Raw genomic sequence first — 17253 nt, 5'->3', positions numbered from 1 at the left:
GATATCGCCTCCTGTAAAAATCTCATCATCGGCTCTTTTCTTCCTTTACCTGTCTTTCCTTAAAGCCTTCATCGTACTTTCCATCTTCCAGCCTGTCGTAAAAACAGTCTTCTTCAATCGTTCCGAAATCCTCATACATCTGGTGAAGGAAGTCATTCTGCAGCTTCTTTGGTACATCATCATCCTTTGACATATCCTGATAAAAATAGAACTTCTGCTTTAGCTTTGCCCTGTAATCATAGATATCCTCTATCTTTTCCGGTGTACCATACTCCCTCTTGTATGCCTTGAAATTCGTGGTTGAGAGTGTGGAACCAAGATAAATCCCATGCTCCCACGATACCCCGATTGTGGTATTGTCCTTTGTAGGCTTCTCATCCTTGGGATAACGCTTATACTCTGTCGCACCAAGGGCGATTGTAAGGGAACCTGACTTCATATCCATCACCACAAGATTCCTTGGTGATAATGCTTCAAGCACCATGTAATCATGGTCATTGAAGTTATGAAATGTCTGTCCCCTTTCAAATGAGCGGTTCTCCATTTCATAATGCAGGTTAAAATCATCCACCCAGCCCTTATCGGTCATTCCAATCTCCTTAAGCTTTGCAACACATTCAGAAGAACTGGCTTCTTTATCAAACCGAAATTTTTTGGAATCGTTATAAAACCCCTGAAGAAAATGTCCCAGCTGAATATCATCCAGACAGAATCTCGCAGATACAGTTACATTTGCTGCCCTGTAATACTCTGTGAAGTTATCTGCTTCACCAAGTGTCCTTCCAAGCTGCAACAGATGGTCTGCAAGCTCTGACATGTCATCAATTGCTATAAAACTCTTATAATCATCCAGAGTCATCAGCATATTTATCTCTGTTCCCCTGTCGTTTTCTGTTACCAATATCATATCTTTTAAATCCATTCTTACCTCCAGTCTCAGAGAGGGACTATGCCCTCTCTGCAAATTTCCTGTTATGGTCTTCCTATCACAACAATCTTTCCTGTGCTTGCCACATCCCTGTAGACCACACCAAGACTTTCATTAAGTGCCTCTACCACCTTGCCATTTCCGACATATACTGCCACATGGCTGATGTTCTTATATCTTCCGTTGCTTGTAAAACTGTAGAAGATAAGGTCTCCCGGCTGTAACTCATCAAAGGAGACTGTCTTTCCGGCTTCATCCAGTCCCTGTGCCTCCGCTGCCGCTGTGGTTGCACCGCCGAAACTAATATCCACGCCTGCATCCTTCCATGAATAATAGGCTAAGGAGCTGCAGTCATAATAGTTACCGCTGTCTCTTAAATCCTGACTATAAGGGAAGCCAACTCTGTGAAGTGCATAGGAGCAGACTGTTTTCTGCCTGCTGTCTGTAATTCCACTAAGGATGGCATTGATTTCATCCTCAGTCATGGAGCTTACTCCCGGACTTCCGCCTCCGCCGCCACTTCCGCTTCCGGCATATCCAAGCTGTCCCATAAACTCCGGACTCATGATCTGCTCAAGCATTTCCACCTGATCAGAATTAAATCCATAGACCGAAATCATATCTCTGTACGATTTCAGTGTGACATTCACATACAGAACCGACTTCGTGACAGTAGTTACATTACCGTCTGCATCTGTTTCTTCCACATCCTTTGTTCCTGCGCTTGTGGTGTATGAACACATATCATTTACTACTGCCTGCAGCCAGCCTTTTGAAATGTCATTCATGACTGTTGCAGTATCTCCGATACCATGCTTGACCATATAGACTGCCATGATGTCATAGTAATTGCTTGGGTTTTCTTCCATACCTTCATAATCCACATATACAAGCTCTCCAAGGTCATATCCGGTATGCTCATTCACTTTCGTATTCACATCCCGGTTAAACTCCTGCACATAAGCACTCGTTACTGTCTGCACGGTATCTCCTGATTCAAGTGGTGGCAGAAATAAAGCAAATGGAGAATTGTAAAGGATTGCTATCACCGCTATAACCGGAACCGCAATCATGGCAACTATAAGAACAAGTAATAAAAGCACCAATCCGATAATCGGTACAGCTGCCTTTACCAGTTTTGCCACGCTGTCTGTCTGATTCTCCTGTGCTTTCATCTTATCCAGAAAGAATTTTATCTTCCTGCTCCGGTTGGTCATCTTTTCATCCTTGACCTCTATGGACACACCTGCAGCATATCCGGCTGCCATGCCGATTGCAGTACCAACTCCCGGTGCAACCGCTGTTCCTGCCGCTGTAGCAGCTGCCTTTGTCGCAGTTTTTGTTGCAACCTTGGCAGTAGTCTTTGCTGTTTCTTTTGCCGTCTCTTTAGCTACCGTCTTGGCTGTATCTTTGGCAGCTTTCTTTGCTGTCTTTTTTGCCAGCTTCTTTCCTGCCTCTACCTTCTTGATACGCTTCTTTGCCTCGGCTGCCGCCTTTTTCCTGAAAAGTGCTGCCCCCTTGGAAGCAGTTCCGGTAACAGGTTGGCTTGCTTCATATGCAAGATATGCTGCCTGCGATACCTCATGCCCGCCTTCCACCTGCTCCGTTACTGCCCCGGCTGCAAGTACACCTGTTCTTCCTGCAATGTGAAGATTGGTGTTCTTAGTCTTGATGGAAGTGTTTGATTCTCTATAGTTTCGCTTAAATCTTGATAATCCCTTATTCTTCGACTCTGACTGATGAATGGTGCTCTTGCGATAGGACTTCTTTTTATCATCAGATACCTTTGCACCGATAGTCTTAGGACCTCTCTCTACTGTATAGATGTTGCTGCCTTTAATCTTGGCACCCTTTGGCTCGTGGGCATGAATCTTAGCTTTCTCCTTTGTGTGAATGATCATCGGCTTGTCATCCACCTTTTTTATCTTCAATGTTCTCACCTTCTTTCACTCAAAATGCAAAACAGCCACCCAGCTCCCCGGATGGCTATGCTTTGAGGTCGCAAATTGCGACCTCTATCAACATTATTCGACATTTTTCTGCATTTCACGTTTCTTCTGTTCCGCAATCTTCTCATGAATGTTGGTATTATACAGCCTGTACAAATCTGTATCCTTACTAATCTGATTATCAAATGGAATCACCACAGAACCACACTTGATAAGTCCCATTCCCGATGCAGTATTGGTTACAAATCTAAGCTGTGCCTCTGATACTCCGATAACCTCTGCCATCTTGGAACTGTCTGTATTCGCCTGCTTTAAAAGTGCCACAAACTCTGAGTTTGCAAGCATTGTGGTTGCTGTGTAATTCTGCAACAGATCAACGACATTCTGCGTGATACCGGTACAAAGACCTCCCTGCTTTCTTACTTTCTTCCAAAGCTGCTGCAGATATTTTGCAGAATACTCGGAATTAAGCAGAACGTGGAACTCATCAATATAGAGCCATGTTGCCTTGCCTCTCTTACCATTCTCAACAATCCTGTTCTGAATGGACTCCATCATGACAAGCATTGTGATAGGACTAAGCTCTGTACCTAAGTCCCTGATGCCATAGACTGTAAATCTGTTATCCACATCCACATTTGTCTGGTGGTTAAAGATATTAAGTGAACCATTTACGAAAAGCTCTAGTGACAATGCAATGTCCTTTGCCTCGTCCTCCGGCTGCGCCATAAGGATATCGTAGAAATCACTCATTACAGGGATATACTTCTCTTTGCTCCTTGCAATGTCGATATACAGTTTTCTCACACAGCGGTCGATGATTGACTTCTGTCTTGAATTTAAACTGTCCCCGATACACTGCTCACAAAGTCCAAGCATAAACTCGCCCTTCTCTCTAACCATTCCCTTGGAATCATTCGGATCAAGGCTCCATACATCCATCTCCAGCGGATTCACATAGTTATCCGTGTAGGTAGACATATTTACCACTGTTCCACCATAAGTATCAGCTATATCAAAGTACTCGTTCATTGGATCTATAACGATTATTTCATCATCACCCGACAAGAATACGCTGCCCATCTCCATCTTACAGAAGAAGGATTTACCGGAACCAGGCACTCCGAAAACGAAGCCATTTCCGTTGATAAGCTTCTTTCTGTTACCGATATTCACATTCTTGCTGATCTGGTTGATACCATAATAGTTGCCTGTGCTGTCATTAAGCTCCTGCACATTGAATGGCATAAGTACCGCAAGTGACTGAGTAAGAAGGGTACGCATTGTCTCCACCTGTCTTACACCAATCGGAAGTGCTGTGTTGAGAGCTTCCCTCTGCTTTAAGTAGTGTGTATCAATCGTGCAGCTGTTACGCTTTCCGATGGTCTCCACAGTCTCACATACACTCTCAAGCTCCTTCTTGCTTTCTGCCATAAGAATAATGGTTACTCCCACAAAGAAAAGGCACTGGTCATTCTCACGGACATCATCCATGATTTCCTCAATCTCCTTTTTCTCCGTTCTTTTGGCATATGAGATTTCCGTAGAAAAATCGTTATTCTTATTACGGACTCTCTGCTGCTTAATGATATCCGACTCAATACCAAGGTATTTCTTCTGAAGCACCTTTGTTGTCAGATCCTTGGGAACTGGCACCACATCAATGCTCGTGATGGAATGAACTGGAAGGGAAGTAATCTCATTGATGAATCTGTCTGACAAACTGCTCGGATACTTTTTGATGAAAAGTGCCTTGCAGAATTTACTCTCATCCTCAAAATGGTCCGGGAAATATTTCACCATCCCATTGCACAGATCATTTCTAAAATCTGCCCCGACCTTCTTTGCCTTTTTGATATCAAAATCAAAGCTGCCCTCATCTCCAAGATGATAATAGTCATAGAGCACTTTCAGTCTCTCATTGCCATTAAGTGGTACAATCTCCGCACCAAGCTCAATGAAAGCCTTGTGTATCGTTGCCTCAAGGGTTGCAAACTGTGCCTTTGCCTCCTCGAAGTTCTTTCTCTCAATCGTGATTGTCAGGTATCTCTCCTGCTCAATCCCCTGTCTGCCCTCAATAATCTTCTCCTCAATGATGTCATTGTAGATACTTCTATAATTATTGAAGCCATCGTTTTTCTCAGCAATCAGAACCTTATCACGGAGTTCATCCATGTTTTTGTTCTTATTGTTGATCGTAATCTTATAATTACAGTCCAGCGAATTTAAGAACTTACAGTATCTCTCGAAAATACCAATCTGCTCATCCTCGGTTGCTGTCGTGTAATTGATGTCCTGAAAGCGGTAGCATTTAGAATACTTATTTTTGCTTACTTCAAAAATGCCGTTTTCAGCCACCGCCATAATCTCTATGGTTTCCTGAATGGATTTAGGTGTCTTATACAAAGGCTCACTCGCCTTCTTTAATAACTTAAATCCGTCTGTAAATAAACCCATGTCTCTAACCTCGCTTTCTTATAATGAAAGCCCGCCGGGAACTTCACCCTGCGGGCTGTGTTCCCGACCTTGCGGTCAGATACTATTCGTTTCTAATGCATTGCCTTATATGCTGCAATGCCTGCTGCTGCCGCCACAATGACTGCGACAAGTCCAAGCAGCATGTTTCTCGTCTTTTTCTTCATTGCTTCAAACTCCTCCTGCTTCTTTACAGCCGAATCAGCTATTACAGTCTCCGGTTCAGCCTTTCTGCCTTTCTTCTTTACCTGTTCATTCTGTTCTGCTTCTAACTTCTTTATTGCAGGCTCTCCCTCTGTTGATACATAGGTAAGCGCCCTGTTGCCAAACATAAAATGCAGTTTCTTTCCCATATACTCGTAGAAATTCATCCCATTAAAGGAATAAAATCCGCCAAGAGCAATCGGTGCCACACATGGAATTGCCACATAAGCAGAACCCGTAAGACCGATATACTTGTAAAGAAGAAGGACAATACTGCCACCGACCACTACGCTTGCAATGGAAAATATAAGCTGCCTTGCAGTAAGTCCCATCGCAACCGATTCCTGATAGCGGTCAATATCCTTGTTTACTTCGATTACCATTGTCCCTACCTCCTATCTTGATAAATCCTTTGTTTCCGGCTTTCTTGTCATTCCAATATTCGCCTCATACTTATCCATTCCATCCGGACACAGTTCCCTAAGCTTATCCACATTGAACAGATAAAGCGGATATTCGCAGAAACCGCTCCTTTGCGTGAATCCTGTAAACTCTCCAAGGTCATTATCTGTAATAAACTTTTCAATATCCGGCATGTCATTCACATTCAGATATCCGCAGTAATTTGGTGCTGCAACCGACAAATTCACAGTCACATCCCCAAAAGGCTCCTCATATCCATCTTCATTACACATAAGACCGATAAACATTGCCCTGTTATTCATATACTGCTGGATATCAAATGTCACCTGCGTTTCTCCGGTTATGCTTGAATTATAAGTAACCTGTTTCTTTTCATTATCCATTTCTGCCTCCCTCTATAATCCAAATGCCTTGCTTGTAAGTGTCTGTGCACCCTTCACGCTTCCAACAGTCATTGCTATCGTAAATGTCATTTCACACAAATAAATAAGCGTCTGTGCCCAGTCAGCGTAACTTCCTGTAAATGCCGGAAGTCCTGCATTGATAAATGCATTACATACCACAATTGCAAGTGCCATCGTTACTGCCTCGAATACACACGAAAGAAAATATTTGCAGTAGGTAGCCATTGTATGACTGACCATTCTGTTTCCTGCCATTGTGGAGCATGCAATCGCACCAAGCGGCACAATAATCAGTATCTTTAAGAACCTGAAATACACTGTGTAAATGATAAAGAATCCACAGATAATAATGATGATTGCAAGCAAAGCTGTAAGTATCAGCATTACCAGACTCTCACCAAATCCGAGTCCCTTAATGATGTCTGCCTGTGTACTGTCAATGGCAAGCTGCGTCGTTGTCCCCGCAGATATAAGTCCCACCAGATTTCCTATGGAAGTAAAAAACGCTTTCATAATCGTGACATTATTTGCAACAAACCATTCTGCAAGTCCCAGTCGGATAAGCATACGAAATATAGACTCAAACCTCATCTCATCTTTTACATCTATGCTTTCCGAGCAGAAACCGATAACAAAGAACAGCACAACGAGGGAAGAGCCGACCGCTACAAAGACCGGCTCTATACCCTCAATGACTGCCCAGGGACCTCCGCCCTTGAAACTGACCGGTGACTGTCCAAGCATTGCAAAGACCAGGGATATCTGATTGTTCCAAAACCCAAACACTGCCTCAAGAAGTGCAAGGATCTTATCACCAAGCTTAAAAATATCCATACTTGTTATTCACCTCTTTCCTTTTACTAAAAGGGGAAATGCATTTCCCTAATCTTAGAAGCCTAAGAATGTCAGAACTGTTGAAATACCAGCCATCATGACACCTGCCACAATTCCTTTCAGAGCGGAGTTCATGGTAGATGAATCCTGCTGCTGGTAGGCTTGTGCGAACTCCATAACATTCTTTGCAAGAATGATGACACCAACCGCACCAATGACTGCAATGATAAGTGTCTTTAAATTCTCAAGCGGCTGTGTTACTGCGGAAGTACCTGTACCTGCTGCAAAACAAGTAGTGCTCATAAGCATTACTCCCATAAGTGCTCCGGATACTGCCGGAACCATTCTTTTCTTAAAATGAAGTAATCTTCTCTTCATGCCTTTTCCCTCCAAACCCTTGTTTTCTGCACTATTGCAGACTGAATTGTTAGTTACTGTAATCTGTTCTTTTCTCATGATAAAAATCTCCTTTTTCTTGATGTGTGACAGATATGGAAAAAGCCAGAAAGGAATGTACACATTCCAATCCGGCTGATTTCCGAATGGAATATATACATTCCTCTCTGTCCTTGTTATTTGTTACTATATGATTATCAGGCAATGCCTGTTGTAAAGTTTAATCGGGCTTTCCCCGATGCTTGTGCTTCAACCACCTCCTTTTATGGCATGAAAAAAGCACCTTAACCTGTGGCTAAAGTGCTTGTAATCCTGTTATTAAATTGTTTATGAGTCAGACAAGCTGGAAGTTATCGTTTTCTATATGTGAGTACAATCCCAATTACAGAACTAACAAAAACGAATGGTGCCAATCTTACAAATAAAAATTCAAAACCATGCAATAAAGTACCTGCAATCGCTAACTCTGGGTTATTAAAGTCCCAAGTCAAATATTCACTATTCATAGTTGCGAGAGCAATAAATACTACTGCAATAATTACACACACTAAAATAAGTGAGTAACGAATAGTTTTAATTTTTCTTTCGCTTTGTTTAGCAAATTGTAGATTGATGACTTCAAGTTTTTCAGAAATATTCTTTAAATCTCCCTTGTTCAAACATTCTTCTTGTATGGTTTCTCCTAGCAAGGTACTTACAGATGTATCAAGTTCTTCTGCCAACGAAACAAGCATACTTGAGTCAGGAACGGATAACCCTTTTTCCCATTTAGATACTGTTTGCCTTACTACATTTAACTTAATAGCCAATTCTTCTTGTGAAATTCCTTTTGCCTTTCGTAGATTTCTAATATTTTCGTTTAACATAACCTGTGCCTCCTTTGTTTTGATACAACTATTAAATGTCAAAACAACCGTTGCCACAAGCAACGCAAATTAACATCTGTAAATATTGCTAAAAATCCCGATTGCAAGTTTAATTAATCTCGCATAGACACAGTATATCATAATTCCTGTGCCTATGCGATAACTTACTGCTTCATTCGATAAGAACTCATCTTCTCCACAGTAACCTCCGGATAGAAGTAAGTAAGAATCGTTGACTTCGGAACTCCTGCGGCTAGTGCCTTCTTCACTTCCTCTTTCTGCTCCGGTGTATATGACCAGTGCAGCATTCGATTTGTGATGGTATCTTCCCACTTAGGCTTTTCTCTCTCAGGATTTCTTAAAGGCTTATCACCAGCGTTTCCACTAGAACCACTGGCAGTTGCTGTACTATCTGCTTTCTGCGATTCATCGACATACTCAAGCTCATTTGCCTGTTCCCTGTCTATCTTTGCTTTCTGCTCTGCTTCATCCTGCATGGAGAATCTTCTGCTTAATTCCGCATCGCCAAGCATCATAAACTGCTCATAGGTTAGAGAATCTATATACACATTCTCGCCCTTATCCTTCAGTTTTTCATAATACTTAACTGCCTTGTCTGAAAGAATCTCAAATGGCGGACCGATAAGATTATTTGCTCCTCTTATCTCGTGAACATAAGGCTCTCCCTTGCCATCTGCTGTCTGGTTAAACATCGGATGATTAAATGGAATAAACTTGTTGTCCATGATAGGATCAAATCCACGGATAAAAATAATACATTTCTTATTATCCAGCTTTCTTACCTCATCGGGTGTAAACAGTTCCCTGCCTAAAACATCATAATTTCTTGACGAGCTTCCCTGCCTCCCCTTTGTCTCTCCGCTTGATTTTTTATCAATCGTGCCTTTTCCAAGCAGTTCCGAGACATACTTGTGCGTACTCTGCTCATTGCCTCCAAGATAGATGAAAGTATCGCAGTTGCCTGGAATGGTTTCCCAAGTATCCTTGAAAAGTGCCTTTAACTGGGCAAAGTTCTGTATGATGATAATACTGGAAATCTCCCTGCTTCGCATTGTAGAAAGCAGCGAACAAAAATCATCTGGCAATGCAACATTCGCAAATTCATCTAACATAAATGTCACATGAATCGGGAGTCTGCCACCGCAGTTAAAATCCGCCTGATAGTACAATTCCTGGAATATCTGAGTATAGAGCATTCCGATAATGAAATTATAGGACTTGTCACTATCGGGGATTACACAAAAGAGTGCTGTCTTCGTCTCTCCATCACCATTGACTCCAATACCTATATCAGATAGATTCAGCTCATCCTTAGAAAGAAGTCGTAAAACCTGCTTATTCTCAAGAAATGCAAGTCTTGAGTTTGCACTGATAATAATGGAACGTACTGTATCTCCTGCACCTCTCATACACTTGTTGTACTGTTTTACTGCCGGATGATTAGCTCCAAATGGAGAACTCTCCTCTAAGAACTTCATTCGCACATCCAGTTTCGATGCCTTTCCCTGCTCTGTCACTTCTGCTTCTCCAAGAAGCTTCAGTACTGTCTCAAAGTTTCTCTTTGCCGGCTGTACTTCAAGCCATACATAATAAAAGATTGACTGTAAAAATAATCCTTCTGCTTTCTCCCAGAATGGATCACTTGGAGTGGAACCCTTTGGTGTGGTATTACTGATAAGATTGGTAATCAGCTTTACCACGTCCGTTTCCTCTCTGATATAGGAAAACGGATTGTAACAGTCTGACTTATCCATCTCAAGCAGATTGATGACCTTCACATTGTATCCGTTATTCTTTAACATCTGCCCGCAGCTTCTAAGAATCTCACCTTTTGGATCAGTACAGATAAATGAACAGTTATGTGGCATCTGCATCAGATTCGGCTTTACCTCATAAAATGTCTTACCGGCACCGGAACCACCGCAGATAAGAATATTTCCATTGAGCTTCAGCCTTCTGAAATCAAGTGACATCTTCACATTCTGGCTTAGTATTCGATTGAAATTCTCGTCCTTATCCGCCAGTATCTTATTAACCTGCTTTGGATTTTCAAATCTCGCTGTACCAAACTCCTTGCCGGGCATATAGTTTCTCTGGCTGGTGTAATACATAACAATAGCCATCGCATAGATTCCTAATGCAATGGCTACCGCTTTTATAGTATTCGTATTGTAATAGTTTGCAAAGGGAGCAGCACATACTTCATTGAATCTGTTCATAAATTCATTAAATGCCACTCCCTCCGACCACGCACCATTTATCAGATAACCAAGGTACCCCGCTAATACTGCACCCACAAGAATGAATATCAGTGATGGTTTTTTCTTTGTTGTCTGCATGTGAAACTACCTCGCTTTCCTGGTAGTGACTGTTTTCTGCTGCGTGGTCTTTTTCTGCTGTTTCTGGACTTTCTCATAACGCTCCCTGACAGATGCCTCCACCTTATCATAATGCGTATAAAGCTCTGTTCCCTTCTGTGTTGTTACAACACGATTCTGGCTGTCATACAGCTTATAATCCTTATTGGAATCAAGAAATGTGAGCATAGTCTTTCCATTATGGATGTCCATAATGTTTTCCTTACGAAGCCATACATATCTTGCTTCGTCTCCCCATGTTCCGGGGATTCTTGTCTTAACTGCATGGTCATTCTCCTCGGTAATGAGTTTCTTACTGATTGTAACATCCGAAAGATTGGCATTCTTTGATGCGGCTACTGCCCTCATTCTCTCTGCAAGATCCTGATATCCTCTGACACGGTTGATAAATGCATCCTTATCCATCATAACTGCATGTGTACCATCTTCCTTCTTACTGCCAAGCACTCCGATAGTTTCCAGCTGCTTGATGACATTCTCTGCCTGTTCTCCATTGATACTGAAATTCTCCTTGACCTGATCCACACTGATAGCTTTCTTTTCCATTGCAAACATTCCGACCTTTTCGATCAGTCCGTCAATGGCGGTATTAACCCTATCCCCTTCTATCGTGTGGCTTTTCTCGTTTCCCTGCTGTTTCTTCAAAAAATCCATCAGCTTGCCAAGGGATTTTTCATCTCCATTCTTCAGATAATCGTCAAATGTGGCAATCTTACCAAACTTGAGCTTCTGTATCATCATATTCACACGGGGAACTGCCTCTGTATGAAAGATTACCTCACTCAGTCCATCTTTCCTGTTACAGTCTGGAAGTACCGAATACAGGATTCCATACTTCTTTGCCATCTTTTCAACCTTTTTCATATCTTCGGTATTAAACTGCAACACCTGTAAATCGCCACCTTTTAAGATCAGCTTTCTCATGGATGTCTTGCCAAGTGACTTTTCATAATCAAGCATCCCTTTTAAGAAATCTATTGCCTTCTGCATGGCAGCAATGCTGCCGCTTCCTACCTTCATGGCAATCTCAATGCCATCATAAGCTACACGGATGATCTGCACCGCTTCCTGAATCTCTTCTGCCATTATCGCACCTCCACTTTCTCTCTGACTGTTGTTTTAAGCGTTTCTGTCTCTGTAGTACGGATTTCCTCGGCTGATACATCAATACCATAAGCAGTCAAAATATCTGCCAGATGATTGATTGCTTTCTCCTCCTCGATACGATACATTTCAAGTGCCACAAGCAGGTTTTCCACCTGTTCCACCCATGCAGGCTTCATATCATATTTAGACCTGTATGTGACCATAATCTCGTCCGACTCAGCCTTATCCGCTGAATGTGCCAAAGCTTCAATAAGAGAAATCGTGTCTTCCTTGCTGCCACTTCTGAATGCGAACTGGACAACAAAGTTTTTCTCTTCCTCTGTAAACTGATGCTCCACACCATTCATTTCTGTTACTGCTTCATTTACTACTGCTAAATTCATAAGTTCCTCCTAATCTGCCATGCTGTTTTCAAGCACAGCAATCTCAATGATCTCCTTCATCTTTTCCGCTGAAATGTTGTTGTTTATAAGCTCTACAAGCTGTGACTCAGTAAGTCCCTTTTCTATTGCACTCTTAATCTGCACAAGCTGCGCCGGAACAAGGTCTCCCGATGCAACCAGCTTTACAATGTCTGCTCTTGACTTTTTCTTAAATGACAGTCTTGCAAAAAGACTTGCCACTCCGCTGTTGCTGCTCTTTCTCACACTTCGCTCAATCGGAAGTCTCTGCACCACATTTCCAGTACCATCAACTACCGGAATCTGATAATAGACCGGAATTCCATTTGCCACAGCCTGCATATTCTGAGGAACTGCAACTGTATCAACCATCTTTTTATCTGCCTGTGATACGGACTGGCTTTCCTGCGGCTCTGCCTTACTTTCTGCCTCTTTCTTATTCTCTGTGGCAACACTTATGATCTTATCTTCCAATGACTCTATTCTGTCTCCCATACGCTTCATCTCCTTATCCTTTTTCTCAATATCATCCCTGAGTCTTGCAATCGTACTGCTTGCCTTATTCAGTTCATTCTGCTGACTGTTGATAAGAGCGTCCTTATCCTGGTTCTCCTTGACCAGACGCTCCCTGACTTCCTCGTCATCTTTGGAAGTTTCTATTTCAGAAAGCTTCTTATTCAGGGCATCATACCTTTCATTCTGATGATTGATCTTTGCAACCACTTCATCCATCTGAGCTACAAGACTTTTCACATACTCTAAATCCTGTGGCATCTGCTCTTTGGCTTTATTAAGCTTTTCTAATACCACATCAAACATCCTGCGCATGTTTACTGCTGTATCATCTTTTTGGACTACCTCTCTGATTGCATCAATCGGCACACCTTTTTCATAGTAATCCAATGCTGTCTGCATCTTAGGTGCTGCCATCCTGCTATCTTTCAGCAGCGTTAACAACTCTTCTGATACACCCTTATGCAGACATTTTGATAACACCTTCATCTGCTCAATGTCATAACTTTTGTTAAGATACAGACCAATTTCATCATCAGTCAGTCCATATTCATAATCGCTTTTGACAAGAGCAATAACCTCACTGTCCATATGCTTATTACGAAGAATCTGTATCTTTCTCTCAATCGCCATTTCACTTAATGGCTCTCTTTTTTCTTCCATATATGCCTCCTAACTACTAAAAAAACAGCCTAACGTTCGGCTGTTCTTTTCTGTCTCTTATTGTTTCTTTGTCATACTGCTTCTCTTCTGCCGAAGCTGATACTGTAAGTTCCTTCCAGATTGATCTTCCAAGGCTAAGTTCCTTTGATACCGCCCGTTCTGCCTTACAGTCATGTGCATACTTGCTCTCATATTTCTTTCTAAGACTCTCGACCTCTTCCACACTGTATCCCTGTGCCAGAAGCTCAGTGTTAAGCCTTTCCCATGCATTGTGCTCATCTTCAAAGAAGGTATCCCCACTCTGATAACACGATTCCGCATCATCAAGCTCCCGGATCTGTTCAGCCTTGTCAAAAATATCTTTGAATCTTTCCTTAGACTTATAGGTCTTACTCTTTTCCTTTGATGCTTCTTTCTTCTTATCCGTCAGATTATCAAGTACCGACACAAGTTCTTCCGCACTCTCAATCTTATGCCTTACCAGAAATAGATACTGCTCCTGCAGCTTATGCATCTTTCGGATATCATCCTTATACTTCCATACCTGACTGTATGGCTTCTTTTTCAGCTTTCCAATCCGGTAAAGCTTTGCATAATATCTTTTCTGCAAGCCTGACATCTTCGCCCGGCGGTATCTTTTGACATAGCACTTTACTATCGCTGCCTGTTTTTCCTCATTCTGTGACTGGTAAAAAGATAAATCTTCCTTAGCAATACGCTCCACAATAGCTTCCTGTGAATAATTCTCGCCAAGAGTCTTACATCTTCTGAATCTTGTCATCCCCTGTGGTCTGACTGCCAGATACTTTCCCTGCTTGACCTCATATCCTTTTTCCGACAGCAGCTCCAGAAATCCACTGAAATCATTTGCCTGTAAAATGCAGGCATCAAGATCTCTTTTTATCATATCTGCCCACACAAAGCTGCCTTCACGATATTCGCTCCAATCCTTATAATTCTCGTGCTGTTTCTCTTTGCTGCCATCCTCCACATCTATAATGGAAAGACCATACTCCTGACACAGCTTATTGGTAATCGGCTGGATATACTTTGCCCAGTCACCTTTCTCGTAGCGATACTTTTTCCCATCCACAAAGCTTACACTGTTAAATACAATGTGTGAATGAACATGGTCTGTATTATCATGAACCACAAATACCGCTTCATAGGCATCACCAAGATATTCTGCTACAAACTTCTGTGTTATCTCAAAAGCCCTGTCTGGTTCCACCTCATCCTCTTTGAAAGAAAGAATGATATGATACCCCTGTCGCTTGTCTGTTTTTCCAAACTGCTTCTTTGTATCCATCATCTGTTCAAAAGCCATATCTGCCTGGCAGTTTATGGCTCCCACAAGTCTTCCTCCCTGCGTTTTCTCAGGATTCATTACATAATCCAGTGCCCGCTTTAAATGCCTTGCATGAAAAGAATTCCCGCTGTCCTTCATGTGAAGTATCTTACTGATTGCCAATCTTTACCACCGCCTCGCTGACAGATTGATTCAGCTTTTTCATATATGCCACAAGCTGTTCCTTATCTTTCTTGGAATACAGCTGTGCATTGCTGTTAAATACAATCTGATTGATGTTAATGCCGATACGATTTACCTCATTAATAAGCTCTTTAAGAAGTTTCCTTACTTCCGGATAATCATTTGGTTTCTGACTGATTAGAAGCCTGATATATTCGGCTTCATTCATTCCATTAGCCTTTGCCTTATCAGAAAGCACCTTCGCTTCCTGTGGCATAAGTCTTAGTGTTTTCCTTATACAATGAACTTTATCTGCCATAGGATCACCTTCCTCTCTTACCCGTACTGTATTCTCTTATTCCTTCTGCTACTGTTACAGCAGCTTTTTCCAGTTCTTTATTACCCAGCTGGGCAATAACCCTGTCTGCAAGCTCTGTGGCAACTTCTATAAGTTCCTTACCATAACTGGTTTTATCAAACAATCTGTCCAGTCTCTTTTCATCTGCTTTCAGACTTTCATAGCTGCTCTGATACTCGTTATAGTCGTTAAAATCCTTTGGATCACTCCTGTGTGCTTCCGCATCAAGTATCAGTTCATAGTTCCATTCACAGACAATATCTATAACATCATCAATTGGATATGGTTCTATCTCACCATTCTCCTCAGCTACATCCTGCCTGTACATCTTCCCATCTGAATCTATGCCAATGGCATAATCATGTCCTTCCATATAGTTAAGCAGAATTGCAGCATCTTCTATCGAAGGGTTTAGTAAGATATCAAATGTGTCTGCCCAGGCAATAAGTTCCTCTGGTTCTGCGATTATTGTAAGTTCTTTATCCATTGCTTTCCTGCACCTCCCTTATCCGTGTTTTGTATATCTCTTCCACCCACACGCCTGTCTGAATCTCTTAGGTTTACGGCTAGATACGCATTAGAGACATCTCTGTCCTAATGCCATCTAGTTAGGGAGAAAATCTCCCTAAAACCCTCTGTTTATGAAAGTGGGGGCGCTTTTTGCCCCCACTTTGCTACTTTGGGGGCGCTTTCTGCCCCCACTTTGTTATTTTGGGGGCGCTTTCTGCCCCCACTTTTATACTGACTTTCATCCGGATTTTATCGTGTCCGAATTGCGGGGGCGCTTTTTGCCCCCACTTTGACATTTTGGGGGCGCTTTCTGCCCCCACTTTGCTGTTTTGGGGGCGCTTTCTGCCCCCACACATCAAAATCCAATTTCTCATGCCCTGACTGGTTCATCTGCTCTCTGATTCATCTGGTTCAGATTAAGCTTTGCCGCCACAAGCCACTCGTTGTAATCCTTATATCCGGCTGGAGGCGGACAGTCTTCTACCTCATATCCAAGCTCATAATACTTTCTCATAAGTTCAGCTGCTGCTTTTCTCCCCGGCTCATCTCCATCAAGACAGAACCGGATGGAAGTAATCTGCGGATGTTCCCGAAGAAAAGTCTCAAGTGGTGCATCTGCAAGCATCCCAAATGCCAGCTTATTTGATTCATAATCCGTGAAGATATCCACATAACTCATAAGGTCGATTGCAGCCTCAAATACTACAAGCTCTGTACTGTTAACATTTACCACATTAAATCCATAGTTCTTATCATTGCCTGTGACATCACACTTGAATGGCTTACCCTGCTTATCAAACACTCCCCGCATACTGGCAAATCTTGTCACTCCATTTTTATCATTTCCCTTGAAAACAACATTGTGGTAATGCCTGCTCTCATAAATAAGTCCTTCTTTTAAAAACAGATCTATGACTACTCTGCTGATTCCTCTCTCCTGATTCAGATAGGAAATAAGATAGGAATTATCTCCTGCCGGTTCCGGTAGGACAAATGGCTTTCTCTCCTCTGCCTGTTTCTGCGATACCTGATGAACAAGTGGCTGCTTTACAGGATTCTCGATTCTTCTGTATCCTGCAAAATCTAAAAGCCAGAACACAGCATCTTTTACACTCATTCCACAAAATATCCGTAAGAAATCTATCTGTGAGCCGCCATTGTTGCCTTTGTCAAACTGCCTTGACCATCTGTACCAATGGCTTCTGTTATAGATACGGATGGAATCCATCTCCTTTAAAGTGTGGTATTTGCCAATCCTCTTTACTGTATACCCAAGGCTTTCTGCTACTGCACACAGGTCAACACTCTTTGCTATGGCAAGCTCTTCATCCGTAAATCTTCCATCCATGCTT

At 42.2% G+C, this 17253-nt stretch carries 16 protein-coding genes; all 16 read right to left on the bottom strand.

Annotated features, from left to right (window positions below; translation table 11 throughout):
- Nucleotides 1-25: 25 nt before the first annotated feature.
- Complete coding sequence (locus DWW96_RS01450; protein ID WP_008395327.1) at nt 26-922, bottom strand: hypothetical protein; 897 nt, start codon at nt 920-922, stop codon at nt 26-28.
- 50 nt (nt 923-972) lie between these two features.
- Nucleotides 973-2868, bottom strand: coding sequence for an NlpC/P60 family protein (locus DWW96_RS01445; protein WP_347496324.1), 1896 nt, complete (start codon nt 2866-2868; stop codon nt 973-975).
- A gap of 84 nt (nt 2869-2952) precedes the next feature.
- Nucleotides 2953-5334, bottom strand: a complete 2382-nt coding sequence (locus DWW96_RS01440; protein WP_117582129.1) for a VirB4-like conjugal transfer ATPase, CD1110 family — start codon at nt 5332-5334, stop codon at nt 2953-2955.
- A 92-nt stretch (nt 5335-5426) separates the two neighbouring features.
- Nucleotides 5427-5939, bottom strand: coding sequence for a PrgI family protein (locus tag DWW96_RS01435; protein WP_117582127.1), 513 nt, complete (start codon nt 5937-5939; stop codon nt 5427-5429).
- Between the two features lie 12 nt (nt 5940-5951).
- Nucleotides 5952-6362, bottom strand: coding sequence for a DUF4313 domain-containing protein (locus DWW96_RS01430; RefSeq protein WP_006858871.1), 411 nt, complete (start codon nt 6360-6362; stop codon nt 5952-5954).
- 12 nt (nt 6363-6374) lie between these two features.
- Nucleotides 6375-7217: a hypothetical protein gene (locus tag DWW96_RS01425; RefSeq protein ID WP_004611540.1), complete on the bottom strand. Its 843-nt coding sequence runs from the start codon at nt 7215-7217 to the stop codon at nt 6375-6377.
- Nucleotides 7218-7271: 54 nt separating this feature from the next.
- Nucleotides 7272-7673: a hypothetical protein gene (locus tag DWW96_RS01420; protein ID WP_044986705.1), complete on the bottom strand. Its 402-nt coding sequence runs from the start codon at nt 7671-7673 to the stop codon at nt 7272-7274.
- Nucleotides 7674-7963: 290 nt separating this feature from the next.
- Nucleotides 7964-8479, bottom strand: a complete 516-nt coding sequence (locus DWW96_RS01415; RefSeq protein WP_117582123.1) for a helix-turn-helix transcriptional regulator — start codon at nt 8477-8479, stop codon at nt 7964-7966.
- Nucleotides 8480-8643: 164 nt separating this feature from the next.
- Nucleotides 8644-10839, bottom strand: a complete 2196-nt coding sequence (locus DWW96_RS01410) for a VirD4-like conjugal transfer protein, CD1115 family (protein ID WP_117582121.1) — start codon at nt 10837-10839, stop codon at nt 8644-8646.
- Between the two features lie 6 nt (nt 10840-10845).
- Nucleotides 10846-11964 carry a PcfB family protein gene (locus tag DWW96_RS01405; protein ID WP_117908532.1) on the bottom strand — a complete coding sequence of 373 codons (1119 nt, stop codon included), beginning with the start codon at nt 11962-11964 and terminating at the stop codon, nt 10846-10848.
- A complete protein-coding gene (locus DWW96_RS01400) occupies nt 11964-12368 on the bottom strand; it encodes a hypothetical protein (RefSeq protein ID WP_006858865.1) in 405 nt (134 codons plus the stop codon). Before DWW96_RS01400 ends, DWW96_RS01405 begins: the two co-directional genes overlap by 1 nt.
- Before the next feature lie 9 nt (nt 12369-12377).
- On the bottom strand, nt 12378-13562 hold the full coding sequence (locus tag DWW96_RS01395; RefSeq protein ID WP_077326144.1) for a hypothetical protein: 1185 nt from the start codon (nt 13560-13562) through the stop codon (nt 12378-12380).
- A 16-nt stretch (nt 13563-13578) separates the two neighbouring features.
- On the bottom strand, nt 13579-15033 hold the full coding sequence (locus tag DWW96_RS01390) for a relaxase/mobilization nuclease domain-containing protein (RefSeq protein ID WP_330418012.1): 1455 nt from the start codon (nt 15031-15033) through the stop codon (nt 13579-13581).
- Nucleotides 15020-15352, bottom strand: a complete 333-nt coding sequence (mobC, locus tag DWW96_RS01385; protein ID WP_006858891.1) for a plasmid mobilization relaxosome protein MobC — start codon at nt 15350-15352, stop codon at nt 15020-15022. The genes DWW96_RS01390 and mobC overlap by 14 nt, the downstream gene beginning before the upstream one ends.
- Nucleotides 15353-15356: 4 nt before the next feature.
- Complete coding sequence (locus tag DWW96_RS01380) at nt 15357-15878, bottom strand: multidrug transporter (protein ID WP_117582115.1); 522 nt, start codon at nt 15876-15878, stop codon at nt 15357-15359.
- A gap of 393 nt (nt 15879-16271) precedes the next feature.
- Nucleotides 16272-17249, bottom strand: a complete 978-nt coding sequence (locus DWW96_RS01370) for a DUF3991 and TOPRIM domain-containing protein (protein ID WP_117908528.1) — start codon at nt 17247-17249, stop codon at nt 16272-16274.
- Nucleotides 17250-17253: the final 4 nt, after the last annotated feature.

The organism is Eubacterium sp. AF17-7, assembly GCF_003461285.1.
Classification (GTDB): Bacteria; Bacillota; Clostridia; order Lachnospirales; family Lachnospiraceae; genus Eubacterium_U; species Eubacterium_U album.
Note: the sequence above shows the minus strand (reverse complement) of the source record. Positions and strands in the feature narration are given on the sequence as shown.